23 protein-coding genes are annotated in these 24,335 nt (G+C 71.8%); 9 read left to right on the plus strand and 14 right to left on the minus strand.

What is annotated here, in order from left to right; translation table 11 throughout:
- Positions 1-248: integrase core domain-containing protein (locus tag AB0B33_RS42295; protein WP_360782566.1), on the plus strand; the 248-nt coding region annotated here is incomplete at its 5' end.
- Here AB0B33_RS42295 and ftsY read toward each other — a convergent pair.
- Positions 245-1,561 (minus strand): signal recognition particle-docking protein FtsY, encoded by a 1,317-nt coding sequence (gene ftsY, locus AB0B33_RS42300; RefSeq protein WP_360782569.1) that lies wholly within the window; start codon positions 1,559-1,561, stop codon positions 245-247. The genes AB0B33_RS42295 and ftsY overlap by 4 nt on opposite strands.
- Before the next feature lie 140 nt (positions 1,562-1,701).
- Here ftsY and AB0B33_RS42305 point away from each other — a divergent pair, with 140 nt between their 5' ends.
- From AB0B33_RS42305 to AB0B33_RS42320, 4 genes are all read left to right on the plus strand, one after another.
- Positions 1,702-2,901, plus strand: coding sequence for an anhydro-N-acetylmuramic acid kinase (locus AB0B33_RS42305; protein ID WP_360782572.1), 1,200 nt, complete (start codon positions 1,702-1,704; stop codon positions 2,899-2,901).
- Positions 2,902-2,916: 15 nt separating this feature from the next.
- Positions 2,917-4,482: a sodium:solute symporter gene (locus AB0B33_RS42310; RefSeq protein WP_247013090.1), complete on the plus strand. Its 1,566-nt coding sequence runs from the start codon at positions 2,917-2,919 to the stop codon at positions 4,480-4,482.
- Between the two features lie 86 nt (positions 4,483-4,568).
- Positions 4,569-5,069: a DUF3455 domain-containing protein gene (locus AB0B33_RS42315; RefSeq protein ID WP_360782575.1), complete on the plus strand. Its 501-nt coding sequence runs from the start codon at positions 4,569-4,571 to the stop codon at positions 5,067-5,069.
- Between the two features lie 92 nt (positions 5,070-5,161).
- Entirely contained in the window at positions 5,162-5,287 is a 126-nt protein-coding gene (locus tag AB0B33_RS42320) for a hypothetical protein (RefSeq protein ID WP_360782577.1), read from the plus strand.
- A 4-nt stretch (positions 5,288-5,291) separates the two neighbouring features.
- Here AB0B33_RS42320 and smc read toward each other — a convergent pair whose 3' ends face one another.
- Positions 5,292-8,894: a chromosome segregation protein SMC gene (gene smc / locus AB0B33_RS42325; RefSeq protein WP_360782580.1), complete on the minus strand. Its 3,603-nt coding sequence runs from the start codon at positions 8,892-8,894 to the stop codon at positions 5,292-5,294.
- 134 nt (positions 8,895-9,028) lie between these two features.
- On the minus strand, positions 9,029-9,316 hold the full coding sequence (locus tag AB0B33_RS42330) for an acylphosphatase (RefSeq protein ID WP_247013097.1): 288 nt from the start codon (positions 9,314-9,316) through the stop codon (positions 9,029-9,031).
- A gap of 178 nt (positions 9,317-9,494) precedes the next feature.
- Here AB0B33_RS42330 and AB0B33_RS42335 point away from each other — a divergent pair, with 178 nt between their 5' ends.
- On the plus strand, positions 9,495-10,091 hold the full coding sequence (locus AB0B33_RS42335; protein ID WP_360782584.1) for a hypothetical protein: 597 nt from the start codon (positions 9,495-9,497) through the stop codon (positions 10,089-10,091).
- Positions 10,092-10,151: 60 nt separating this feature from the next.
- Here AB0B33_RS42335 and AB0B33_RS42340 read toward each other — a convergent pair whose 3' ends face one another.
- From AB0B33_RS42340 to kdpF, 8 genes are read right to left on the minus strand one after another with little or no spacing between them, the layout of a single operon-like run.
- Positions 10,152-10,355 (minus strand): hypothetical protein, encoded by a 204-nt coding sequence (locus AB0B33_RS42340; protein ID WP_360782587.1) that lies wholly within the window; start codon positions 10,353-10,355, stop codon positions 10,152-10,154.
- A complete protein-coding gene (locus tag AB0B33_RS42345) occupies positions 10,352-10,576 on the minus strand; it encodes a hypothetical protein (protein ID WP_360782590.1) in 225 nt (74 codons plus the stop codon). Before AB0B33_RS42345 ends, AB0B33_RS42340 begins: the two co-directional genes overlap by 4 nt.
- Before the next feature lie 21 nt (positions 10,577-10,597).
- Positions 10,598-11,296 (minus strand): response regulator, encoded by a 699-nt coding sequence (locus tag AB0B33_RS42350; RefSeq protein WP_247013107.1) that lies wholly within the window; start codon positions 11,294-11,296, stop codon positions 10,598-10,600.
- The gene (locus AB0B33_RS42355; protein WP_360782593.1) at positions 11,293-13,821 is read right to left on the minus strand and encodes a DUF4118 domain-containing protein; all 2,529 of its coding nucleotides are present in this window, start codon (positions 13,819-13,821) and stop codon (positions 11,293-11,295) included. The genes AB0B33_RS42350 and AB0B33_RS42355 overlap by 4 nt, the downstream gene beginning before the upstream one ends.
- A 4-nt stretch (positions 13,822-13,825) precedes the next feature.
- The gene (locus AB0B33_RS42360) at positions 13,826-14,416 is read right to left on the minus strand and encodes a potassium-transporting ATPase subunit C (RefSeq protein ID WP_360782596.1); all 591 of its coding nucleotides are present in this window, start codon (positions 14,414-14,416) and stop codon (positions 13,826-13,828) included.
- Between the two features lie 6 nt (positions 14,417-14,422).
- Positions 14,423-16,474, minus strand: coding sequence for a potassium-transporting ATPase subunit KdpB (kdpB, locus tag AB0B33_RS42365; RefSeq protein WP_360782599.1), 2,052 nt, complete (start codon positions 16,472-16,474; stop codon positions 14,423-14,425).
- Entirely contained in the window at positions 16,471-18,132 is a 1,662-nt protein-coding gene (gene kdpA, locus AB0B33_RS42370) for a potassium-transporting ATPase subunit KdpA (protein ID WP_360782602.1), read from the minus strand. Before kdpA ends, kdpB begins: the two co-directional genes overlap by 4 nt.
- The gene (gene kdpF, locus AB0B33_RS42375) at positions 18,132-18,233 is read right to left on the minus strand and encodes a K(+)-transporting ATPase subunit F (protein WP_360782605.1); all 102 of its coding nucleotides are present in this window, start codon (positions 18,231-18,233) and stop codon (positions 18,132-18,134) included. The genes kdpA and kdpF overlap by 1 nt, the downstream gene beginning before the upstream one ends.
- Before the next feature lie 403 nt (positions 18,234-18,636).
- On the opposite strand from kdpF, the gene asnB reads away from it, so the two are divergent.
- Together asnB and AB0B33_RS42385 are read left to right on the plus strand one after the other, a co-directional pair.
- Positions 18,637-20,478 (plus strand): asparagine synthase (glutamine-hydrolyzing), encoded by a 1,842-nt coding sequence (gene asnB / locus AB0B33_RS42380; protein ID WP_360782608.1) that lies wholly within the window; start codon positions 18,637-18,639, stop codon positions 20,476-20,478.
- Positions 20,479-20,512: 34 nt separating this feature from the next.
- The gene (locus AB0B33_RS42385) at positions 20,513-20,896 is read left to right on the plus strand and encodes a hypothetical protein (protein ID WP_360782611.1); all 384 of its coding nucleotides are present in this window, start codon (positions 20,513-20,515) and stop codon (positions 20,894-20,896) included.
- Here the strand turns inward: AB0B33_RS42385 and AB0B33_RS42390 are convergent.
- Genes AB0B33_RS42390 through AB0B33_RS42400 form a run of 3 tightly spaced genes read right to left on the minus strand, consistent with a single transcriptional unit; the run spans position 20,850 to position 23,322 of the window.
- A complete protein-coding gene (locus AB0B33_RS42390) occupies positions 20,850-21,305 on the minus strand; it encodes a GNAT family N-acetyltransferase (RefSeq protein ID WP_360782614.1) in 456 nt (151 codons plus the stop codon). The two genes, AB0B33_RS42385 and AB0B33_RS42390, sit on opposite strands and share 47 nt — an antisense overlap.
- Before the next feature lie 14 nt (positions 21,306-21,319).
- On the minus strand, positions 21,320-22,318 hold the full coding sequence (locus AB0B33_RS42395; RefSeq protein WP_360782617.1) for a Gfo/Idh/MocA family oxidoreductase: 999 nt from the start codon (positions 22,316-22,318) through the stop codon (positions 21,320-21,322).
- Positions 22,315-23,322, minus strand: coding sequence for a LacI family DNA-binding transcriptional regulator (locus tag AB0B33_RS42400; RefSeq protein WP_247025253.1), 1,008 nt, complete (start codon positions 23,320-23,322; stop codon positions 22,315-22,317). Before AB0B33_RS42400 ends, AB0B33_RS42395 begins: the two co-directional genes overlap by 4 nt.
- 125 nt (positions 23,323-23,447) lie before the next feature.
- On the opposite strand from AB0B33_RS42400, the gene AB0B33_RS42405 reads away from it, so the two are divergent.
- Positions 23,448-24,326, plus strand: a complete 879-nt coding sequence (locus AB0B33_RS42405) for a TIM barrel protein (RefSeq protein ID WP_360782620.1) — start codon at positions 23,448-23,450, stop codon at positions 24,324-24,326.
- Positions 24,327-24,335 lie beyond the last annotated feature (9 nt).

Here is a 24,335-nt window from a genome sequence, read left to right on the forward strand (position 1 = left end):
GCACCGAGCTGGGCATCAGCCCGAAACGGACCCGGCCTTACCGGCCACAGACCAACGGCAAGATCGAACGCTTCCACCGGACTCTGGCCGAGGGGTGGGCCTACGCACGCTTCTACCCGTCCGATGCCCTGCGCCGGGCGGCGTTACCGGGCTGGCTGCACTTCTACAATCATCATCGACCCCACAGCTCAACCGGCGGCAAGCCGCCGGTCACCCGGCTGACCAACCTCCCCGGACATCACATCTAGCCCAGCAGGGCGTCCACGAACGCGCCCGGCTCGAACGGGGCCAGGTCGTCCGGGCCCTCGCCCAGCCCGACCAGCTTCACCGGGACGCCCAGCTCGCGCTGGACCTGGAACACGATCCCGCCCTTCGCGGTCCCGTCCAGCTTCGTCAGCACGATGCCCGTGACGTCGATGACCTCCGCGAACACCCGGGCCTGCATCAGGCCGTTCTGGCCCGTCGTCGCGTCCAGGACCAGGAGCACCTCGTCGACCTTCGCCTGCTTCTCCACGACGCGCTTGACCTTGCCCAGCTCGTCCATCAGGCCCGTCTTCGTGTGCAGGCGGCCCGCCGTGTCGATCAGGACCGCGTCGACGCCCGTGTCCACGCCGCGCTTCACCGCGTCGAACGCCACCGCCGCCGGGTCCGCGCCCTCCTTGCCGCGAACGACCTCCGCGCCCACGCGCTCGGCCCACGTCTGGAGCTGGTCGGCCGCCGCCGCGCGGAAGGTGTCCGCCGCGCCCAGGACCACCGTCTTGTCCTGGGCCACCAGGACGCGGGCGAGCTTGCCCGTGGTCGTCGTCTTGCCCGTGCCGTTGACGCCCGCCACCAGCACGACCGCGGGCTGCTTCTTGCCGTCGACGATGTGGGGCAGCGCCCGCACCGCGCGCTCGCTGCCGGTGGACAGCTGCGCCGTCAGCACCTCGTGCAGCACCTCGCGGGCCTCGGCCGACGAGCGGATCGCGCGCCGCGAGAGCTCGTCGCGCAGGCGGTCGACGATCTGGGTGGTGGTGGCCGCGCCCAGGTCGGCCATCAGCAGCGTGTCTTCGACGTCCTGCCAGGAGTCCTCGTCGAGGTCGCCGGCGCCGAGCAGGCCGAGCAGGCTCGTGCCGAACACCGAACGCGACTTCGCCAGCCGGCCGCGCAGCCGCTCCATGCGGCCCGTCGCCGGGTCGATCTCCTCGACCACCGGAGCGGCCGGAGCCGCCGGGGCGACCGGAGCCGGCGCGGCGGGCGCGGGGGGCTCTTCGGGGAGCTTGACGTCGCGGACCGTGCGCTGCGCCGAATCACGCGGCACGGCGGCGTCGTCGCCGACCGCGGGCTGGCCTTCGGTCTCCGGCCGGTCCTCGACCGGGTGCTCGGGCGCTTCGGCCGACCCGCCGGGCGCGAGGGCGATGCCCCCGCTGGCCGCGTAGGAGCCGCCCTTCGGCTTCTCCTCGACCTCGCGCTTGGCGTCCAGGCTGATCCGGCGCTTGCGCGCGACCAGCAGGCCGGTCACCAGGAGGGCGACCAGCACGACGACGGCCAGGACTACGAACAGGAACCAGGTGCTCGACACGGGACCCATCCTTCCATCCGCACCGCGCGGACCCGGACACCCCGTCCACACAGGCAATTCGCCACCAGATCGATCCCGATTGGGCCAAGACTTCACCAAGTGGGTTGCGTCACAGGAAGACCTGCACTAAACCCCTCCGGATGGGCAACCACGGCTTCCGGGTGATCGGCCTGATTTCGGGCACGTCGGTCGACGGCATCGACGTGGCCGCCGCCGACCTGCGCGCCGAGGACGACACCGTGGTGCTGACGCCGCTCGGCGAGCTCGACGTCCCCTACCCGGAACCGCTGCGCGAAGGTCTCCTCGCCGCCCTCCCGCCCGGCCCCTGCACCGCCGGCGAGCTGACGCGGCTCGACACCGGCGTCGGGCAGGCGTTCGCCGACGCCGCCCGGCGCGGCGCCGAAGAACTCGCCGGCAGCAGCGCGGACCTGGTCGCTTCGCTCGGCCAGACGGTGTTCCACTGGGTCGAGGAAGGCCACGTCCGCGGCACCCTCCAGCTCGGCCAGCCGGCCTGGATCGCCGAGCGCACCGGCCTGCCGGTGGTCGCCGACCTGCGGGCCCGCGACGTCGCCGCGGGCGGCCACGGCGCTCCCCTGGCGAGCACGCTCGACCAGCTGTGGCTGCGCGGCCTCGCCCAGGACACCGGGCGCCCGGTCGCCGCGCTCAACCTCGGCGGCATCGCGAACATCACCGTCGTCGCCGACGGCGCACCGGCGATCGCCTACGACACCGGCCCCGCCAACGCGCTGCTCGACCTCGCCGCCCACCGCGTCACCGGGCAGCGCAGCGACGTCGACGGGCGGCTCGCGCTCGACGGCTCGGTGCGCGCCGACCTGCTCGGCAGGCTGCTCGCCGACCCCTACTTCGCCGCCGCGCCACCGAAGTCGACCGGCAAGGAGCACTTCAACGCGGCCTACCTCGACGCCGCGCTGGCCGGCCTCGACCCGGTCGGGCCCGCCGACCTGCTCGCGACGCTGACCGAGCTGACCGCCGTGACCGTGGCCGAGCGGTGCCGCCGCCACGGCGTCACGATCGTCATCGCCTCCGGCGGCGGCATCCGCAACCCGGCGGTGATGACGGCGCTGGCGCGGAACCTGCCTTCGGCCGTGCTCAAGACCAGCGACGACCTCGGCCTGCCCGGCGCCGGCAAGGAGGCGTACCTGACCGCGCTGCTGGGGTGGCTGACCTGGTGCGGCGTGCCCGGTACGGTGCCGTCGGCGACCGGTGCCCGCGGGCCGCGCCTGCTCGGCGCGCTCGTGCCGGGTGCCGGGCCACTGATCCTTCCCGCCCCGCTGGGGGGCACCGTGACGCGGTTGCGAGTCGCGGAGAAGGCCGGATGAGGGTAGGAGAAGTCCATGCGTGGTGTTGACCTCGCGATCATCGTGGTCTACCTGGCGGCGATGCCGCTGATAGGCGTGCTCGTCGGCCGGAAGCAACGGTCGGCGGCCGACTACTTCGTCGGTGAGCGCAGCCTGCCGTGGGGTGCGGTGATGCTGTCCGTGGTGGCCACGGAGACCTCGACGCTGACCGTGATCAGCACGCCGGGCCTCGTCTTCGGCAACGCGTTCCTGTTCCTGCAGCTGGCCTTCGGCTACATCATCGGCCGGACGGTCGCCGCGTTCGTGCTGCTGCCGCGGTACTTCCGCGGCAACCTCGTGAGCGCGTACGCGTTCCTCGGGAAGCGGTTCGGCTCGGGGCTGCAGGGCACGGCGTCGGTGACGTTCGTGATCACCCGGCTGCTCGCCGAGGGCGTCCGCCTGTTCGCCGGCGCGATCCCGATCAAGGTGATCCTCGGGCACTACGACATCCACCTCGACTACTGGGTGATCGTCGTCATCCTGACCGCGCTGACGCTGATCTACGCCTACATCGGCGGGATCAAGGCGGTCGTCTGGGTCGACGTCATCCAGCTGACCCTCTACCTCGGCGGCGCCGCGGTGGCCGCGATCGTGCTGCTGAACAAGCTGCCCGGCGACTGGATGACCCAGGCGTCCGACGACGGCAAGTTCATGCTCGTCGACTTCACGAAGAACCTGCTGACCAGCCCGTACGCGTTCATCACGGCGGTGCTCGGCGGCGCGGCGCTGTCGATGGCCTCGCACGGCGCGGACCAGCTGATCGCGCAGCGGCTGATGGCCACGCGCAGCCTGCGCGACGGCCAGAAGGCGCTGATCGGCAGCGGTATCATCGTCACCATCCAGTTCGCACTGTTCCTGCTGGTCGGGGCGATGCTGTGGGTGTTCAACGGGCGCAAGTCGGTCGCGCAGCTCGGCCTGCAGAGCCCGGACGACGTGTTCTCGCGGTTCATCATCGACGACCTGCCGGCCGGCGTCTCGGGCCTGCTCATCGCGGGCGTGCTCGCGTCGACCATGGGAGCGTTGGCTTCGGCGCTCAACGCGCTTTCGACGTCCACTGTGGCCGATCTCTACCAGCGGTTCACCAAGCGCGCGCCGGAAGATTCGAAGCTGCTCAAGCACGGTCGCATGTGGACACTCATCTGGGCGGTCGTGTTCGCGGTGTTCGCGTCGCTGTTCTCCACCACGAAGAACTCGGTCATCGAGCTGGGTCTCGCGATCACCGGGTACACCTACGGCGCGCTGCTCGGGTCGTTCCTGCTCGGCCTGCTGATCAAGAAGGCGCGGCAGGTGGACGCGATCATCGCGTTCGTTGCCACCGTCGTGGTGATGGCGTTCGTGATCCTCGGGGTGAAGTTCAGCGCGAAGACCGGCGGCCTGATCGGGATCGACTTCTCGAAGGCGGCCGGGGACCGCGTGGCCTTGGCGTATCCGTGGTACACGCTGCTGGGCGTGGTGATCACGCTGGTCGTGGGCGGGTTGCTGTCGCTGCGGCACCGGACGCCGGACCCGAAGGCGGCCGAAGCCGAGGCCGTGGGCGAGAGCGAAGAGGTCACCGCCGCCTGATCCTTCTGAACCGTTTCCGGCGGGCGCCCGTGTCGGTTTGCGGGAGCCCGCCGAGAAGCGGCGGGAGGACTTCGAAGGTGGACTTCATGAAGCGGATGACGGTGGCGCTCGCGATCGGCGGCCTGCTCCTCGGCGGCGCGGCGACGGCCTCGGCCACCCCGGCGGCCCCGCGCGTGCCGGACGCGATCAAGGTCCCGGCGGGCAACAAGGCCCTGGCCGCGTACCCGGCCGAGGGCGTGCAGATCTACGGCTGCACCGCCGGTACGTGGACGCTGATCCAGCCCGCGGCGGTGCTGTCGAAGCACGGCAAGCCGGTGGCGCTGCACAGCAAGGGCCCGGTCTGGACGTCCATCGTGGACGGCAGCACGGTCGGCGCGGCGGCGGTGGCCAACGCCCCGCGCGACGGCGCGATCCCGGAACTGCTGCTCAAGGCGAACCTGAACACCGGCGACGGCGTCTTCGGCAAGGTGACGTACATCCAGCGCCTCAACACCCGCGGCGGCGTGGCTCCGGCGGGAGCGTGCACCGACGGCGCCCAGACGGCGGTCCGCTACTCGGCCGACTACGCGTTCTGGGTCGCCGGCTAAGGGGATGTGACCGCCCTCTCCGCTCCCGTAACCTGGGAGCGGAGAGGGGGTCTCACCTGCGGTCCGACCGCAAGCGAGGCGTCAAACGCGGCATGATGACGCCGCGCGGGCGCCGGCCGCGGATCGACGACGCCACCCACATCGGCAACGATCTCGGCACCTACGAGCCGCGCGCGCGGGGCGACGACCGCCGCGCGCCGCGCGAAGACGACATGTGACGCGTCAGCCGACCGCGACCGGTTCGTCGTCGGCCGTGCGCAGGCGCTGCGAGATCACCTTCGTGATGCCGTCGCCCTGCATGCTCACGCCGTAGAGCGCGTCGGCGATCTCCATCGTCGGCTTCTGGTGGGTGATGATGATCAGCTGCGACGAGTCGCGCAGCTGCTCCAGCAGGCCGATCAGGCGGCGCATGTTGGTGTCGTCGAGCGCCGCCTCGACCTCGTCCATCACGTAGAAGGGTGAGGGGCGCGCGCGGAAGATCGCGACCAGCATGCCCACCGCGACCAGCGACTTCTCGCCACCGGAGAGCAGCGACAGCCGCTTGACCTTCTTGCCCGGCGGGCGGGCTTCGACGTCGACGCCGGTGCTGAGCAGGTCGTCCGGCTGGGTGAGGACCATCCGGCCCTCGCCGCCGGGGAACAGCACGCTGAAGACCGTCTCGAACTCGCGGGCCACGTCGGCGTACGCGCCGGCGAAGACCTCGAGGATCTTCTCGTCGACCTGCTTGATGACGGCTTCGAGGTCCTTGCGGGTGTCCTTGAGGTCTTCCAGCTGCGTGGAGAGGAACTTGTACCGCTCCTCCAGCGCCGCGAACTCCTCGAGCGCGAGCGGGTTCACCTTGCCCAGCAACGAGAGGTCCTTCTCGGCGCGCTTGGCGCGGCGGGCCTGGGTGTCGCGGTCGTAGGGCATCGGCGGCGGCGGGGTGACGTCCTCGCCGCGGTCCTTGGCCGCCTCGTACTCGGCCATCTCGCCCGCGCTCGGCGGGACCGGGACGTCCGGGCCGTACTCCTGCACCAGATCCGTGAGGCCGATGCCGAAGTCCTCGGCGATCTTCGCTTCCAGGGTCTCCAGGCGCAGCCGCTGCTCGGCGCGCAGGACCTCGTCGCGGTGCACGGCGTCGGTCAGCTTCTCCAGCTCGCCGGTCAGCTCGCGGACCTTGGCGCGGACGCCGGTCAGCGCCTGCTCGCGGGTCTGGCGGCGGGCCTGGACCTCGTCGCGTTCGGTGGCCGCGCGCTGGACGGAGTGCTCGATGCGGTCGAGGGCGATCTCGCCGCCGTTGACCACGGCGTTCGCGATCTCGGCGCCACGCTTGCGGGCCGCGGCGGCGCGCTCGGCGCGTTCGCGGGCCTGCTGCTCGGCGTGCGCGGCGCGGCGGAGCCCTTCGGCCTTGCCCGCGATGCTGCGCGCCCGCTCCTCGGCGGTGCGCTGCGCGAGCCGCGCTTCCATCTCCTGCTGCCGGACGACGGCCAGCTCCTCGACGGCGGCGTCGCGTTCGGCGGTGTCCGGGTCGTCCTCGACCGGCTGCTCGGCGACGGCGGCGAGCCGTTCCTCCAGCTCGGCGAGCTGGGCCAGCGCCTGGACGCGGCTCTGCTCGACCTTCGCGCGCTGCCCGGAGAACCGCTCGACCTCGGCCTGCGCCTGGCGGGCGGCCTGCTGCATCCGGTTGAGCCGCTCCGACGACCGGGCCTTGCGGACCTTGGCCTCGCCGAGCGCGTCCTTGGCCTGCGAGACCTCTTCGCGGCGCGCCTGCTGCTCGGCGCGGGCGCCTTCCAGCTCGGCCGCGTAGCGCTCCAGCGAGCGCTCGGCCAGGCGGAGCCGCTCGGCCGCTTCGTCGACAGCGGCCTGGACCTCGATCACGCTCTCGCGCTTGCCGGAGCCGCCGATCGCCCAGCGGGCGCCGAAGACGTCGCCCTCGGCGGTGACCGCGCGGACCTCCGGGTGCACCGCGACCAGGTGCCGGGCCGCGTCGAGGTCGCGGACCAGCGCCAGCTTCTCGAGAGCCTGCTCGACGGCGGGCCGCAGCTGCGCGGGCGCCGTGACGACCTCACGCGCCCAGCGCGCGCCTTCCGGCAGCGACGGCCACGAGTAGGTGTCCACAGTGGACTCCGGACCGCCGAGCAGGATGCCCGCCCGGCCGGAATCGGTTTCCTTCAAGTACTTCAACGCGCGCAGGGCGTCTTCGCCGCCGGTGACGGCGACCGCGTCGGCCACCGGGCCGAGCGCCGCGGCCAGCGCGACCTCGTAGCCCGGCTCGACGGTGAGCAGCGCGGCGACCGAGCCGAGCAGGCCCGGCAGCTCGTGGGACGCGCCGAGCAGCGCGCCCGCGCCGTCCTTGCGCCGCAGGCCCATCGACAGCGCCTCGACGCGCGCCTTCTCCGACGCGATCTCGCGCTCGGCGGCGCGTTCGGCCTTGACCAGCTCTTCGACGCGCGCCTTGGCCGTGTTGTTGGCTTCGACCGCGCGGTCGTGGCGGTCCATCAGACCGGCGTCGTCGGACTCCTCGACGCCGCCCTCGGCCTTGGCCATCTCGAGTTCTTCGACGGCGATCTCGGCGCGCTCGGCGGCCTCTTCGAGGGACACGCTGAGCCGGTCGATCTCGTCGGAGGTGGCGCCGTTCTTGCTGCGCAGCGCCTCGACCTGGCCGGTCAGCTTGGCCATGCCCTCGCGGCGGTCGGCGATGGCGCGGACGGCGGCCCAGTGCGCGCGCTCGGCGGCTTGGACGCGCTGTTCGAGGTCTTCGCGGCGCAGCACGGTCTCGGCGAGCAGCTCCCGGGCCTCCATGACGGCCTCGTTGAGCTCCTCTTCCTGCTCGGCGACCCGCTCGGCCTCTTCGAGGAGCTCTTCGGGGTCGCGGCCGCCGGTCGACGTCGTGACGTCGGCGGAGAGGTGCCGCTGCCGCTCGATCGCGAGGCGGACGGTGCCGCGCAGGCGCTCGGCCAGCGCGGACAGCTTGTACCAGGTCTCCTGCGCGGTCTGCAGGAGCGGCGCGTCCTCGGCCAGCGACGACTCCAGCTCGGCTTCCTCGGCGGAGACGAGCTCGAGGTGCTGCTCGACCTCGCCGCGGCGCTGGCGGGCGGTCTTCTCGTCGGCTTCTTCGCGCGCGATCGCGTCCCGTTGCGTGACCAGGTCGTCGGCGAGCAGGCGCAGGCGGGAGTCGCGCAGCTCGGACTGGACGGACTGGGCCTTGCGGGCGATCTCGGCCTGCTTGCCCAGCGGCTTGAGCTGGCGGCGCAGCTCGGTGGTGAGGTCGCCGAGGCGGTCGAGGTTGCCCTGCATGTTGGCCAGCTTGCGCAGGGTCTGTTCCTTGCGCTTGCGGTGCTTGAGGACGCCGGCGGCCTCTTCGATGAAGGCGCGGCGCTCCTCGGGCTTGGACTCGAGGATCGCCGAGAGCTGGCCCTGCCCGACGATGACGTGCATCTCGCGGCCGATGCCGGAGTCCGAGAGCAGTTCCTGGACGTCCATCAGGCGGCAGCGGTCGCCGTTGATCTCGTACTCGCTGGCGCCGTCGCGGAACATCCGGCGGGTGATCGACACCTCGGAGTACTCGATGGGGAGCGCGCCGTCGGCGTTGTCGATGGTGAGGGTGACCTCGGCGCGGCCGAGCGGGGCGCGGCCCGCGGTGCCGGCGAAGATGACGTCCTCCATCTTGCCGCCGCGCAGGTCCTTGGCGCCCTGGGTGCCCATGACCCAGCGCAGCGCGTCCAGCACGTTCGACTTGCCGGAGCCGTTCGGCCCGACCACGCAGGTGATCCCGGGCTCGAAGCGCAGCGTGGTGGCCGAGGCGAAGGACTTGAAGCCCTTCAGCGTCAAGCTTTTCAGGTGCACTGGGTGCTGACCCCTCTGGCTGCCGGTACTGGCGTTTCAATCGTCCCAGGCTACCTGGGGGCCTCCGGGGTCCGCCGGACGCGCCCCCTCCTCGGCGCGCCTAGCACACCGGGCGCCGCCGCGGCAACCATGCGTCACCGCTCGGCGAAACCGCTGAGTCCCCCTTTCGGGTCGGACCAGCGCTCAGCGACGTGCTCCACACTTCCGGGTGATTCTCCCGACCGCAACGCGGCCAGCAGCCGCGCACAGTGGTCCCGGCTACCCTCCGCTATGACCTCGACACGCCCGTCGGCGAGGTTGCTCGCGCTCCCGACCAGTCCCAGTTCGAGCGCACGGCTGCGCGTCCACCAGCGGAAACCGACCCCTTGGACCCGGCCGCGCACCCACGCCGTCACCCGGGTGTTCGTTTCTTCCTCACTCACGCCATCTCTCCCTTCCGGGTCAACTGACCGCGCACAGTAACGGATCAAGGCCACTACCTGGGCGAATACCCGCACGCCGGTGATAACCTCCGGGCCGAGGTCGCTCCCCCGCCGCGGGCGCAGTGCCCCGTTACCGACCTCGCCCGCGCCTCCCCGAAGCTTCCCCCAAGGAGCCTGTATGCCCCGCCCCGACGGGATCACCAGGATCGACACCGCGCCGCCGAAGAGCAGCAAACCGAACCGCACCGGGTACGTGGTGCTCGGGGTCGCCGGCCTGGTGGTCGCGACCGCGTTCGCCGCCGTCGCCGAGCTGGCGGGCCCGGACCCGGCCACGACCGCGGGCAGCACCGGAGGCACCGGCGGCCAGGGCACCTCGCAGGCCGGCCTGCAGACGATCCCGACCACCCCTTCGTCGGCCGGCCCGTCGACGGTGGGCGCCCCGACGAGCGAGTCGGCGACGACGTCGTCGAGCGCCCCGACCACGGTCGTGTCGGTCAGCCCGGACGGCAAGACCACGACGACGCTGGTGACCCAGCCCCCGCCGCCCCCGCGCAGCGACACGGGCGGCAACCCGCCACCGGTCACGACGCCGACGACCCCGAAGCCGCCGGTTTCCACCACCCCGAAGCCCCCGACGAGCACGACGCCGCCACCCCCGACCTCGACGACGGAGGAGCCGCCGACCAGCACCGGCGGCGGCACGAGCACCGGCGGCGCGCCGACCTCGACCGGTACGTCGTCCGGCGTGACCGGCAGCTCGACCCGCGCTCAGTAAGCGAACTCCCGGAAGGCCTCTTCCCCGGCAGCACCGCCGGGGAAGGGGCCTTCCGGCGTTCTAGGCGCCGCGGGCGCGCCGCCGGATCCACTCCGCCAGCGCGCCCCCGAGCGGCGGGCCGATCCCGATGATGCCGCGGGTCCACGGGTCCTCGACGCCGAACGCGACAGACACCCCCACCCCCGCCAGGTAGCCGAGCGCCGCCAAAAGGAGCAGGCCCAGCAGCCGGGCTCGCCGGCCGCGGTGGGGTGCGGGCTCGCTCATCCGCGGCGCCGGCGCGTCCGGGCGTAGCGGAACCAGTAGCACCCGGCCAGGACCAGCCACAGCGCCGTCACGGCGAGCTGGATCCCGCGTTGCAGCCCGGGGAGCCCGCCGCCGACGGTGAGCAGGCCGGTGCCGAGTGCGCACACCATGCACACGATCGCCAACGCCAGTGCGGCCTTCGCCGGCAAGCGGCCGCCCGGTAGCCATTTCCCTTCGGTCACCCGACCGGGGTACCCGCCGGTTCAGGCCTCGAAGCGGTAACCCATGCCCGGTTCGGTGAGCAGGTGACGCGGCCGCGAAGGTTCCGGCTCCAGTTTGCGCCGCAACTGGGCCAGGTAGACCCGCAGGTAGTGGGACTCCGTCTCGTACGACGGGCCCCACACCTCGTGCAGCAGCTGCTTCTGCGCCACCAGCCGGCCGCGGTTGCGGACCAGCAGTTCCAGGACTCCCCACTCCGTCTTCGTCAAGTGGACTTCCGAACCGTCGGTGCGGCGGACGCGCTTGGCCGCCAGGTCGACGCTGAACGACGACGTCTCCACCACCGCCTCGGCGCCGTCCGCGCCGGTCACCGCCGAGCGGCGGACCGCGGCCCGCAGGCGCGCCAGGAGTTCGTCCATGCCGAACGGCTTCGTCACGTAGTCGTCCGCGCCCGCGTCGAGGGCCTGGACCTTGTCGGCCGAGTCGCCGCGCGCGGACAGCACGATGATCGGGACCGTCGTCCAGCCGCGCAGGCCCGCGATCACCTCCGTGCCGTCCAGGTCCGGCAGGCCGAGGTCCAGGACCACCACGTCCGGCTTGGTTTCGGCCACCGCCTTGAGCGCGGCCGTGCCGTCGTGCGCGGTGATCACCTTGTAGCCGCGGGCGTTGAGGTTGATCCGCAGTGCCCGCACGATCTGCGGCTCGTCGTCCACCACCAGCACGGTGGCACCCGGGTCGCTCATCGCACCCCCTCTTCCTGGAACTCGACGCTGAACGCGGGCAGCGAAACCACGATGGTGAGCCCGCCGCCCGGGGTGTCCTCGGCGCGGATCGTGCCGCCCATCGCCTCGGTGAAGCCCTTCGCCACCGACAGCCCGAGCCCGACGCCCGGGGTCGTGTCGCGGTCGCCGCCCAGGCGCTGGAACGGGGCGAACGCCGAGTCCGCCGCGCCCTTGCGCAGGCCCTTGCCGTGGTCGACGATCCGCAGCTCGACGTGCCCGGAGTGCGCAGAAGCCCGCGCGGACACCGGCGAACCCCCGTGCCGCAGGGCGTTGTCCAGCACGTTCGCCACCACGCGCTCCAGCAGGCCGGGGTCGGCGAGCACCACCGGGAGCTGGTCGTCGACCGCCACTCGCACCGCGTCGGAGTTGTCCACAGTGGACAACGCGTGCGCGACGACCTCGTCGTACCCCACCGGACGCAGGTGCGGCTTCACCGCGCCGGTGGCCAGCCGCGACGAGTCGAGCAGATTGTCGATCAGGCCCGCGAGCCGGTCGGCGGACAGCTCGATGGCCTCCATCAGCTCCGCGGTGTCCTCTTCGGACAGCCGGAGGTCGGGCGCGCGCAGGCTGCCGATGGACGCCTTGATCGACGTCAGCGGCGTGCGCAGGTCGTGCCCGACGGCCGACAGCAACGTCGTGCGCAGCTCGGTCGCCTCCGCTTTGCGCTCCGCCGCCGCGGCCGCGGCCGCCGTCCGCTGCTGGCGCAACGCGAGCAACGCCTGCCCGGCCACGGCTTCCAGCACGCGCCGGTCGGCCGCCGGCAGCGCCCGCCCGCGCAGGGTCAGGTGGACGTCGGCGGTGACGGCGATGTCGACGTCGGCCTCGTCCGGGTCCGCGCACGGCCGTTCCCCGGCGGCCGCCACGCCCCGCCACGCGCCTTCCTGCTTCTCCAGCAGCGTCACCGACGTCAGCCCGAAGTTCTCGCGGACCTTCTCCAGCAGCCGCTCGATCGGGTTCGCGTGGGTCAGCACGGTCCGCGCGTAGGAGGCCAGCAGCGCCGCCTCCGTCCGCGCCCGCGCCGCCTGCGTGGCCCGGCGCGCGGCCTGGTCGACGACCAGCGCGACGAGCACCGCGACCACGACCATCGCGATCAGCGTCACGAGGTTCTGCGGCGTGTGCACGGTGAGCGTGTAGAGCGGCGGGGTGAAGAAGAAGTTGAGCAGCCCGGCGCCGAGCACGGCCGCGACCAGCGCCGGGCCGAGCCCGCCGACCAGCGCCACGACGACCGTGGCCAGCACGTAGGAGATGACGTCGGTGGCGAAGTCGAGCCCGGCCGGGATGAAGAACCCGACCACGGTCACCAGCACCGGCAGCACGACGCTGAGCACCCAGCCCGCGACCAGCCGCGAGAACCCCAGCGGGCTCGCGCCCAGCCGCGTCCGCAGCCGCCCGCCCGCCTCGGAGTGGGTGACCATGTGCACGTCGATCGATCCGGACTGCCGCACGACCCCGGCGCCGATGCCCTCGTCGAACAACCGCGCCACGCGAGAACGCCGTGAGGTCCCGATCACCAGCTGGGTCGCGTTGACGCCGCGGGCGAAGTCCAGCAGCGCGGCCGGGACGTCGTCGCCGACGACGGTGTGGAAGGTCGCCCCCACCTCCTCGGCCAGCGTGCGGCAGCGGGCCATCGCGGTCGGGCCGATGCCGGACAGGCCGTCGCCGCGCAGGATGTGCAGCACCTGCAGCTCGGCGCCGGCCCGGGTGGCGATCCGGCTGGCGCGGCGGATCAGCGTCTCGCTCTCCGGCCCGCCGGTGATCGAGACGACGACGCGTTCGCGCGTCTCCCAGGTGTCGGTGATGCTCTGCTCGGCGCGGTAGCGCTGCAGGGCGACGTCGACCTGGTCGGCGACCCAGAGCAGGGCCAGCTCGCGCAACGCGGTCAGGTTGCCCGGGCGGAAGTAGTTGCCGAGCGCGGCGTCGATCCGCTCGGCCGGGTAGACGTTGCCGTGCGCGAGCCGCCGCCGCAGCGCCTCGGGCGTGATGTCGACCAGCTCGAGCTGCTCGGCGCGGCGGACGACCTCGTCCGGCACGGTCTCCTGCTGCGTGACGCCGGTGATCCGCTCGACGACGTCGTTGAGGCTCTGCAGGTGCTGCACGTTGACCGTGGACAGCACGTCGATGCCCGCTTCGAGGAGCTCCTCGACGTCCTGCCAGCGCTTGGCGTTGCGCGAGCCCGGCACGTTGGTGTGCGCGAGCTCGTCCACGACGGCGACCTCGGGCGCGCGGGCGAGGATCGCGTCGACGTCCATCTCGTCGAACTCGCGGCCGCGGTGCCCGGCGGGCCGCCGCGGCACGAGCTCCAGGCCTTCGAGCAGCACCGCGGTCTTCTCGCGGCCGTGCGTCTCCACCAGCCCGACGACGACGTCGGTGCCGCGGTCCAGCCGCCGGCGCGCCTCGCCGAGCATGGCGAACGTCTTGCCGACGCCCGGAGCCGCGCCGAGGTAGATCCTCAGCTCCCCCCGGCGCGGCTTCTTCGCGGTGGTCACGCTGTCAGTGTGCCCCTCCGGCCGCGTCGCGCACGGCCAAGTTGAGCTGGAGCACATTCACGCCGGGGACGCCGATCCCGGCGCCGCTCGTGTTCGCCTCGATCAGCTGCTTCACCCGGTCGAGCGGCACGCCGCTGTTCCGGGCGACCCGCTGGGCTTGCAGGTCCGCGTAGGCGACGCTGATCGCCGGGTCGAGCCCGGAACCCGACGCCGTAACGGCGTCCGGCGGTACCTGACCGGGTGACACGCCTTCGCGCTGCGCGATCGCCGCCCGCCGCTCCTCGATCGCCTTGACCAGATCTTCGTTGTACGGGCCCTTGTTGGACGCGCCGGACGGCACCTCGGGGGTGACCGCCGACGGCCGCGGGTGGAACCACGGGTCGCGCGCCGGGTCGGCGGGCACCGGGTCGACGCCGATCAGCGACGACCCCACGGCCTGGCCGTTCCGCGTCACGATCGAGCCCTCGGCGTTCGGTTCCAGGCCGGGGATGCGGGCGATCGCCCACACGGCCAGGGGGTAGAGGACCCCGAGCAGGACCGTCATCACGATGAGGACGCGCAGCCCCGCCCAGGTCTGCTTGACGAGCGTGTTCACTTTCGTTCACCCGATTCCTGGGATGAGGCGCACGAGCAGGTCGATCAGCCAGATCCCGAGGAAGGGGCTGACGATCCCGCCGAGGCCGTAGACGAGCAGGTTGCGGCGCAGCAGCGCGGACGCCGACGACGGCTTGTACCGCACGCCCCGCAGGGCCAGCGGGATCAGCACGACGATGATCAGCGCGTTGAAGATGACGGCGGAGAGGATCGCCGACTTCGGCGTGGCCAGGTGCATGATGTTCAGCCCGCCCAGCTGGGCGAAGATGGCGGTGAACATCGCGGGCAGGATGGCGAAGTACTTGGCCAGGTCGTTGGCGACGCTGAACGTGGTCAGCGCGCCGCGCGTGATCAGCAGCTGCTTGCCGATCTCGACGATCTCGATCAGCTTCGTGGGGTCGCTGTCGAGGTCGACCATGTTCCCGGCTTCCTTGGCCGCCGAGGTGCCGGTGTTCATCGCGACGCCGACGTCGGCCTGCGCGAGCGCCGGCGCGTCGTTGGTGCCGTCGCCGGTCATCGCGACCAGCCGCCCGCCTTCCTGCTCCTTCTTGATGAGCGCCATCTTGTCTTCGGGCTTGGCCTCGGCGAGGAAGTCGTCGACGCCGGCGTCCGCGGCGATGGCCTTGGCGGTGAGCGGGTTGTCGCCGGTGATCATCACCGTCTTGATGCCCATCTCGCGCAGCTCCGCGAAACGCTCCTTCATGCCCGGCTTGACGACGTCGGACAGCCGGATCACGCCGCGCACCACCGTGTTCTCCGCGACGACCAGCGGCGTGCCGCCCTGCGCGCTGATCTCGTCGACCACGCGCTCGGTCTCGTCGGGGAACTCGCCGCCGTTGTCCCGCACCCACGCGCGGACGGCACTCGCCGCCCCCTTGCGGATCCGCCGGTCGCCGACGTCGAGCCCGCTCATCCGCGTCTGCGCGGTGAAGGGGACGAACTCGCCGTGCTCGTCCTGGGCCGCGTGGTCCGCCGTCAGCTCGACGACGCTGCGGCCCTCGGGGGTTTCGTCGGCGAGGCTGGCCAGCCTCGCCGCGCGGGCCAGTTCGTGCGGTGTGGACGATCCGACCGGGATCAGCTCGGTGGCCCGGCGGTTGCCGAAGGTGATGGTGCCGGTCTTGTCGAGCAGCAACGTCGAAACGTCACCGGCGGCCTCGACCGCGCGGCCCGACGTCGCCAGGACGTTGCGCTGCACCAGGCGGTCCATGCCCGCGATGCCGATGGCGCTCAGCAGCGCGCCGATCGTCGTCGGGATCAGGCACACCAGCAGCGCGGTCAGCACGATCACCGACTGCTCGGACCCGGAGTAGCGGGCCATCGGCTGCAGCGCGACGACGGCGAGCAGGAAGATGATCGTCAGCGTCGAGAGCAGGATGGTCAGCGCGATCTCGTTCGGCGTCTTCTGCCGCGAAGCGCCTTCCACCAACGCGATCATGCGGTCCACGAAGGACTCGCCCGGCTTGGTGGTGATCTTCACGACGATCCGGTCGCTCAGCACGGTCGTGCCGCCGGTGACGGCGCTGCGGTCCCCGCCGGATTCGCGGATGACCGGGGCGGACTCGCCGGTGATGGCCGACTCGTCGACGGTCGCGATGCCCTCGACGACGTCGCCGTCGCCCGGGATCACCTGGCCCGCCTCGACGACGACCAGGTCGCCGATCTTCAGCTCGACGCCCGGGACCTGCTCCTCCGAGCCGGTCGCGGTGAGCCGGCGCGCGACCGTCTCCTTCTTCGACCGCCGCAGGGATTCCGCCTGCGCCTTGCCGCGCCCTTCCGCGACGGCTTCGGCGAGGTTCGCGAAGAGCACCGTGAACCAGAGCCAGACGGCGATCAGGATCGTGAAGACGCTCGGGTCGGTGACCGCGAAGACCGTGGTGAGCGCGGAACCCACCCACACCACGAACATCACCGGGTTGCCGAGCTGGTGCTTCGGGTTGAGCTTGCGGAACGCGTCCGGCAGCGACGTCCAGAGCTGGCGCGGGCTGAACACCCCCGCGCCGACCCGGCTCGTCGTCTCAGTGGCGGGTGTCACCCGGGGTCGTTCTTCGGTGACGGTCATGCGAGTGCCTCCGCGATGGGCCCGAGCGCGAGCGCCGGGATGAAGGTGAGAGCCGCGACGAGCACCACCGTGCCGGTGAGCATGGTGGCGAACAGCGGGCCGGTGGTGGGCAGCGTGCCTGCGGTTTCGGGCACCTTGCGCTGCGCGGCCAGGGAGCCGGCCAGGCAGAGCACGGCGAGGATCGGGATGAACCGGCCGAACGCCATGGCGACGCCGAACGAGGACTGGAACCAGTCGTTCGTCGCGGTCAGGCCGCCGAACGCGCTGCCGTTGTTGTTGCCGGTGGACGCGTAGCCGTAGAGGATCTCGGACAGGCCGTGCGCGCCGCCGTTGCCGAGCGCGCCCACCGTGTCCGGCAGCAGCAGCGCGATCCCGGAACCGAGGAGCACCACGGTCGGCATGGCCAGCATGGCGATCGCCGCGCAGGTGACCTCGCGCCGGCCGAGCTTCTTGCCCAGGTACTCCGGGGTGCGCCCGACCATCAGCCCGGCCAGGAACATCGCGATGATCGCCATGACCAGGATCCCGTAGAGCCCGGTGCCGACGCCGCCCGGCGAGATCTCGCCGTAGAGCATGTTCAGCAGCGGTCCCCCGCCGCCGAGCCCCGAAAGGCTGTCGTGGGCGCCGTTGACCGCGCCGGTGGACGTGCCGGTGGTGGTGTCGGCGAAGATCGACGTCAGGCCGATGCCGAACCGCTGTTCCTTGCCCTCCATGCTCGCGCCCGCGGCCCGCGCCGCCGGGTTGTCCGCGTAGGCCTCGGAGAACCAGATGATCGCCAGCGACGCGGCCCAGAGCAGGCTCATCACGCCGAGCAGCACGTACCCCTGCTTGGGCTTGCCGACCAGCTTGCCGAACGCGCGGGTCAGGCTGACCGGGAGCACCAGGATCAGGAACAGCTCGACGAGGTTCGACCAGGCGTTGGGGTTCTCGAACGGGTGCGCGGAGTTGGCGTTGAGGATGCCGCCGCCGTTGGTGCCCAGTTCCTTGATGGCCTCCTGGCTCGCGGCCGGGGCGAGGGCGATGGTGCTCGGGCTGCCGTCGGGGTTGGTGACGGCGACGCCGGCCTTGAGGCTCTGCACGACGCCGAGCGCGACCAGCACCAGCGCGAACACGAACGCCATCGGCAGCAGCACGCGGACCGTGCCGCGCGTGAGGTCCACCCAGAAGTTGCCGAGGCGGTCGGTCTTCGCGCGGACGAACCCGCGCGTCACGGCGATCGCCACGGCCAGGCCGACGCCCGCCGACAGGAAGTTCTGCACGGTCAGGCCGGCCATCTGCACGAAGTGGCCCATCGTCGTCTCGGGGACGTAGGACTGCCAGTTCGTGTTGGTGACGAAGGAGATCGCCGTGTTGAACGCGACGCCGGGGCTCACCGCGCCGCGGCCCAGGTTCCACGGCAGCAGCGGTTGCAGCCGCTGCAGCAGGTAGAGCAGGACGACGGAGACGAACGAGAAGCCGAGCACACCGGCGGCGTAGGTCGGCCACCGCTGTTCGGAGTCCGGGTTGACGCGGAAGAGCTTGTACAGGCCCTTCTCGAGCTTCGTGTGCTTCTCGCTGGAGAAGACGCGCGCCAGGTAGTCGCCGAGCGGTTTGTAGACCGCGGCGAGGGCGGCGAGGAGGAGGCCGAGCTGGATGAGCCCGGCCGTCGTGTCGGACATCAGAATTTCTCCGGCTTGATCAGCGCGACGAAGAGGTAGCCGAGCAGGCCCAGCGCCAGCAGTCCGCCGACGACATTGGCCACGGTTCCGGCGCCGCTCACAGCTTTTCCATCCCGCGCAGCGCCAGCGCGAGCACCACGAACACGCCGATCAGCAGGACGGCGTAGAGCAAGTCGGCCACAGGCACCTCTCAAGACGGGTCACCGGGTTCGGTGACCGGACGCCTTCACTCTGCGGCTCCGGGACCCGGTTCCGACCTGCGGCTGACGGCGCCTTGATGCGTTCCTGACACGCATTTACGCCGTCTTTATGGCAGGTGGCGACGGTCACGCAAACGTTTGCCCCACTGTGACTGCATGCAGTTGGTCAATGACTCACAACACACCGTGTGACCAAACAAGTGCGGAAAGTGCAATTCGGGCAGACAACATCTTCAGGTCGTGTTACACCTGTGTTACCGATAGTTGTATCGGCTAAGCAAATCTTTGGGAGAGGGGATCACCTATGTGCGGTATCGCCGGCTGGGTTTCCTACGACGCCGACCTCACCCGCCGCGAGGAGGTGGTCGACGCGATGACCGCGACCATGTCCTGCCGCGGCCCGGACGACGAAGGCACCTGGGTGCGCCGGAACGTCGCGCTCGGCCACCGGCGGCTCGCGATCATCGACCTGCCCGGCGGCCGGCAGCCGATGTCGGTGCACACGCCGAACGGCGACGTCGCGATGGTCTACAGCGGTGAGGCCTACAACTTCACCGAGCTGAAGGAAGAGCTGACGAAGCTCGGCCACCAGTGGGAGACCGACAGCGACACCGAGGTCGTGCTGCACGGCTACCTGCAGTGGGGCGACGCGGTCGTCGACCACCTCAACGGCATGTACGCCTTCGCGATCTGGGACGAGCGCGACGACCGGCTCGTGATGATCCGCGACCGGATGGGCATCAAGCCGTTCTACTACTACCCGACGCGCGACGGCGTGCTGTTCGGCTCCGAGCCGAAGGCCATCCTGGCCAACCCGCTCGCCAAGAAGGTCGTCGACCTCGACGGCTTCCGCGAGCTGGCCGGCTTCACCAAGCGGCCGGGCTGGTCGCTGTGGAAGGACATGGAAGAGGTCCAGCCGGGCACGATCGTCACCGTGTCCCGCGAGGGCATCAAGACCCGCACCTACTGGAAGCTGGACGCGAAGAAGCACACCGACGACCAGGAGACGACGGTCGCCCGCGTGCGCGAGCTGATGACCGACATCGTCAACCGCCAGCTCGTCGCCGACGTCCCGCGGTGCGTGCTGCTGTCCGGTGGCCTGGACTCCAGCGCCGTCACCGGCCTGGCCGCCGCGCGGCTGGCCGAGCAGGGCGAGCAGCTACGGACGTTCTCCGTCGACTTCTTCGGCCAGGAGGAGAACTTCAAGCCCGACGAGATGCGCGACACCGCGGACTCGCCGTTCGTGCGGGACGTCGCCGAGCTGGTGAACTCGGCGCACGAAGACGTCATGCTCAACCCGGGCGACCTGACCGACCCCGAGGTCCGGCGCGCGGTGCTGCGGGCCCGGGACATCCCGGCCGGCCTCGGCGACATGGACACCTCGCTCTACCTGCTGTTCAAGGCGATCCGCGGCCAGTCGACGGTGGCGCTGTCCGGCGAGTCGGCCGACGAGGTGTTCGGCGGCTACCGCTGGTTCCACGACGAGAAGGCCGTCAACGCGGACACGTTCCCGTGGCTGGCGTTCCGGACGTCGATGATGGACGAGCGGGCGTCGCTGTACACACCGGACCTGGTGAAGAAGCTCGACGTCGAGTCCTACGTCGCCGACCAGTACTCGTCGGCCGTTTCCGCGGTCGAGCACCTCGACGGCGAGTCCGCGCTCGAGGCGCGGATGCGGACCATCTGCAACCTGCACCTGACCCGGTTCGTGCGGATGCTGCTCGACCGCAAGGACCGCGCGTCGATGGCGGTGGGCCTGGAGGTCCGCGTGCCGTTCTGCGACCACCGGCTGGTCGAGTACGTGTACAACACGCCGTGGTCGCTGAAGACGTTCGACGGCCGCGAGAAGAGCCTCCTGCGACACGCCACCAAGCACGTGCTGCCGGAGTCGGTGGCCCAGCGGGTGAAGAGCCCGTACCCGTCGACGCAGGACCCGGGCTACGCGGCGGCGCTGCAGCAGCAGGTCAAGGAGGTGCTGGCCGACCCGGGCCACCAGGTGTTCGGGCTGGTGGACCGCGGGTGGGCGCACCGGGCGTCCGAAGTGGACCCGGCGACCATGGACCCGGCGATGCGGATCGGGCTGGACCGGGTGCTCGACTTCTACCACTGGATCGAGATGTACTCCCCCACGCTCGAACTGTCTTGACCTCGAGTGCCCTTGAGGTGTGAGCCTGGGCGGCATGAAGGTGCTGCTGTTCGGCCGCAACCCGGCCACGGTCTCGAGGGTGACGGCGGCGCTGTCCGCGGCGGGTCTCGCCGCGGACGGCGTCGTTTCGGAGGAAGCGGTGCTGTCCCGGCTGGGTGTCGTGGACGCGCTGGTGCTGGGCGCCGGGGTGGTGGGCACGCTGCGGGAGCGCGTCACGGCCGCGGCGGTGCGGCACGGGGTCGCGTGGGTGCAGGGGCCGCACATCCTCCCGGAGCGGGACGCGCTCGAGTACGTGCGGACGGAGATCCTGCCGCGGCTGGTCGTGAGCGGGAAACAGGGTCAGCACACTGTTTCCCGCTCACGAGGTCTGCTCAGCCGAGGCGCAGGTCCGCGCGGATCTCGTCGCCCTCGGTGGTGAGCGTGGCGCCGAGGGCGGCCAGCACCGAACGGGCGCCGGTGTTGTCCGGCGTCGTCGAGGCGGTGAAGCGCGCGGCGCCGGACGTGCGGGCTTCGGCGAGGAGCAGCCTGGTCACCTCGCGGCCGATCCCGCGGCCGCGGGTGTCCCGGCTCAGCCAGATGCCCGCTTCCACCGCGTCGCCGTGGCGCTCCAGCCGGGCGGCGCCCGCCGCGGCACCGTCCACGTCGACCACCCACGTGCGTTCCACCGCGGTCGCCGGGTCGAGCGAGCGACCTCGGTGGAACGCCAGGAACGCGTCTCGGCGGGCCGCCGTCCAGCCGGGCGGGCCGGGCACCGGGGGCATCACTTCGAGGGGATCCGCACCGGTCACCGCCGCGTCCAGCAGGCGGGAGAGCGCGGGCTCGTCCAAAACCGTCAGCGTGATCAGCGCCGGACCTCCGCCAGCCGCACCGGACGCCGCTCGCGCCGGGACACCTCGCACGCCTCCGCGATGTAGAACGCCTCCAGCGCGTCCGCCGCGACGCACGGCGAAGGCGCCCGGCCCGCGACGACGTCCAGGAACGCCTTCAACTCCGTCGTGTACGCGGGCCGGAACCGCTCCATGAACCCCGGGTACGCCGGCCCGGGCAGCGGGGCGACCCCCGGCTCGACCGAGCGCAGCGGCGCCCGGTCGTCCAGGCCGACGACGACGCCCGACACCGACCCGAGCACGTCCAGCCGGACGTCGTAGCCCGCGCCGTTGTAGCGGGTCAGGGACACCGTCGCCAGGGTGCCGTCGTCCAGGGTCAGCGTCGCCGCCGCCGTGTCGACGTCGCCCGCGTCCGCGAAGAACCGCTCACCGCGGTTGGCGCCGATCGCGTAGACCTCCTCGACCTCGCGGCCGCTGACCCAGCGGATGATGTCGAAGTCGTGGACGCCGCAGTCGCGGAACAACCCGCCCGAATGGGCCACGTACTCCGCCGGCGGGGGCGCCGGGTCGAACGTCGTCGCGCGCAGGGTGTGCAGCCAGCCCAGTTCGCCCGACGCGACCGCCGCCCGCGCCGCCTGGTAGCCCGCGTCGAAGCGGCGCTGGAAGCCGATCTGGACCGGCACGTCCGAGGCGCCGATGCGGTCGATGACGGCCAGGGTGCCGGGGATGTCCGCGGCCACCGGCTTTTCGCAGAACACCGGCAGGCCCGCGTCGACCGCCGCGATGATCAGGCCCGGGTGCGCGTCCGTGGCGGCCGTGACGACCAGGCCGTCGAGGCCCGCGGTGAACAGGTCGTCGAGGGACGTCGTCTCGACGCCCAGCTTCGCGGCCGCCGACCGGGCCCGCGCCGGGTCGACGTCGGCCACCACGACCGACCCGACCTCCTCGAAGCCCTTCAGCGTCTCCGCGTGCGCGGTGCCGATCCGGCCGGTGCCCGCCAGTCCCAACCTCATCGTGGTGCTCCTCCTGTCGCAGAAAACCCGGCGGTGGTCGCGCGGACCACCAGGGAGGGGTGCAGCAGGTGCCGGACCGGCTCCGTGCGCTCCCCGCGGACGCGCTCGATCAGCGCCGCGAACGCCAGCCGCGCCATGTCCGTGCGCGACTGGTCCACCGTGGTCAGTGAGAGGTGGCGCAGCGCGGCCAGCGACGTGTTGTCGTACCCGACGACCGACACGTCCCCCGGTACGCGCAGCCCGGCCTCTTCGAGGGCCGAGATCGCGCCCACGGCGTTGAAGTCGTTGCCGGCGACCAGCCCCGTCGGCAGGTCGGCGCGCGAGTACGTGGCGAGCAGCTCGCGCACGGCGGTTTCGCCACCGATGTCGGTGTGCTCGCTGCGCACGACGATCGGCTCCAGGCCGTGCGCCCGCATGGCCGACTCGAAGCCGCGCCGCCGCTGCGCCGCCCCGGCCGCGCCGCCGCCGTCGAGGTGCGCGATGCGCCGGTGCCCGAGGCCGGCCAGGTGGCCGACCGCCAGCGCGGAGCCCGCCTCGCCGTCGTCGTTCACCGTGTCCACTGTGGACGCGCGGATTGTCCGCGAAACCAGCACGACCGGGCACTGCTTGGCCGCGATCCGGATCGACGCCGCCGGCACGACCGGCGAGAGCAGGATGATCCCCGCCGGGCGGAAGGAAAGCAGGTTGTGCAGGGCGTTCCACTCGCGCGTGGGACTGCGGCCGCCGGTGTTGAGGATCAGGTCGAAGCCCGCGGCCTGCGCGGCCCGGTCCAGCTCCTCGACGATGTCGGCGAAGAACGCGTTGCGCAGGTCGTTGACCATCACGCCGAGCACCGTCGACGTCCGGCTGGCCAGCGACCGCGCCATCACGTGCGGCTGGTAGCCGAGTTCTTCGGCGGCGCGCAGGACCGCGGCGCGCCGGGCGTCGGACACCTTCGGCGAATTCCGCATCACCAGGGAGACCAGCGCGCGCGAAACGCCCGCCCTGGCGGCGACGTCCTCCATCGTCGGACGCACGAGCACCTCCCCTGAGCACCGGAAACCCGGGTCTTGACTTGCTGTGACGGACGCTACAAGATTAGAGCGCTCTAATCAATAGAGCGCTCCAACGCCACCGACGGAGGCCCCTTGTGACAGCGACGATCCGAGTAGCCGCCGCGCCGATCTCCTGGGGCGTCTGCGAAGTCCCGGGCTGGGGCCGGGTGCTCGACGCCGCGACCGTGCTCGGCGAGATGGCGGCGCTCGGCGTCCAGGCGACCGAACTCGGCCCGCCCGGCTACCTCCCCCGCGACCCGGCCGGGCTCCGGGAGCTGCTCGGGGCGCACGGCCTCACGCTCGTCGGCGGGTTCCTCGCCGTCGTCCTGCACGAAAACCAGGAAGCCGCCCTCGCGGAAGCCGAAGAGTCCGCCGCGCTGTTCGCCGCCTGCGGGGGCGACATCCTCGTGCTCGCCGCCGCGACCGGGCTCGACGGTTACGACGAACGCCCGAGGCTCACCGGCGCCGAATGGGCGACGCTGGTCGGCACCGCCGGCAAGATCCGCGACATCGCCGCCGCCCACGGCCTGCGCACGGTGCTGCACCCGCACGTCGGGACGCACGTGGAGCAGCAGGCCGAGGTCGAGCGCTTCCTCGCCGATTCCGAGCTCGGCTTGTGCCTCGACACCGGGCACCTGATGATCGGCGGGACGGATCCGGTCGAGCTGGCGAAGCGGTATCCCGAGCGGGTGGGGCACGTGCACCTGAAGGACGTCCGGGCGGACCTGGCGGCCGAAGTCCGCGCGGGACGGCTCGGCTACACCGACGCGGTCGGGCGGGGCATCTACACCCCGCTCGGCGAGGGGGACGTGGACGTGGCTTCGATGGTGCGCTCCGTCCAGGCCGCCGGCTACGACGGCTGGTACGTCCTCGAACAGGACACCGCCCTGGGCGAGGAAAGCCCCGACGACCTGCCCCGGCGGGACACCGAGCGCAGCCTCACCCACCTCGCGAAGATCATCGACTCCCTGTAATCCCGGTCC

The sequence above is a fragment of the Amycolatopsis sp. NPDC049159 genome, from assembly GCF_040648295.1.
GTDB classification, from domain to species: domain Bacteria; phylum Actinomycetota; class Actinomycetes; order Mycobacteriales; family Pseudonocardiaceae; genus Amycolatopsis; species Amycolatopsis pretoriensis_A.

Coding starts and splice junctions, on each gene's coding strand:
- AB0B33_RS42335 (WP_360782584.1), top strand. CDS start 9,495: ATGCCCCGCCCCGACGGGATCACCAGGATCGACACCGCGCCGCCGAAG.
- AB0B33_RS42400 (WP_247025253.1), bottom strand. CDS start 23,322: ATGGAGGACGTCGCCGCCAGGGCGGGCGTTTCGCGCGCGCTGGTCTCC.
- kdpA (WP_360782602.1), bottom strand. CDS start 18,132: ATGTCCGACACGACGGCCGGGCTCATCCAGCTCGGCCTCCTCCTCGCC.
- AB0B33_RS42350 (WP_247013107.1), bottom strand. CDS start 11,296: ATGAGCGACCCGGGTGCCACCGTGCTGGTGGTGGACGACGAGCCGCAG.
- AB0B33_RS42310 (WP_247013090.1), top strand. CDS start 2,917: ATGCGTGGTGTTGACCTCGCGATCATCGTGGTCTACCTGGCGGCGATG.
- AB0B33_RS42305 (WP_360782572.1), top strand. CDS start 1,702: ATGGGCAACCACGGCTTCCGGGTGATCGGCCTGATTTCGGGCACGTCG.
- AB0B33_RS42340 (WP_360782587.1), bottom strand. CDS start 10,355: ATGAGCGAGCCCGCACCCCACCGCGGCCGGCGAGCCCGGCTGCTGGGC.
- kdpB (WP_360782599.1), bottom strand. CDS start 16,474: ATGACCGTCACCGAAGAACGACCCCGGGTGACACCCGCCACTGAGACG.
- AB0B33_RS42395 (WP_360782617.1), bottom strand. CDS start 22,318: ATGAGGTTGGGACTGGCGGGCACCGGCCGGATCGGCACCGCGCACGCG.
- AB0B33_RS42315 (WP_360782575.1), top strand. CDS start 4,569: ATGAAGCGGATGACGGTGGCGCTCGCGATCGGCGGCCTGCTCCTCGGC.
- AB0B33_RS42320 (WP_360782577.1), top strand. CDS start 5,162: ATGATGACGCCGCGCGGGCGCCGGCCGCGGATCGACGACGCCACCCAC.
- AB0B33_RS42385 (WP_360782611.1), top strand. CDS start 20,513: ATGAAGGTGCTGCTGTTCGGCCGCAACCCGGCCACGGTCTCGAGGGTG.
- asnB (WP_360782608.1), top strand. CDS start 18,637: ATGTGCGGTATCGCCGGCTGGGTTTCCTACGACGCCGACCTCACCCGC.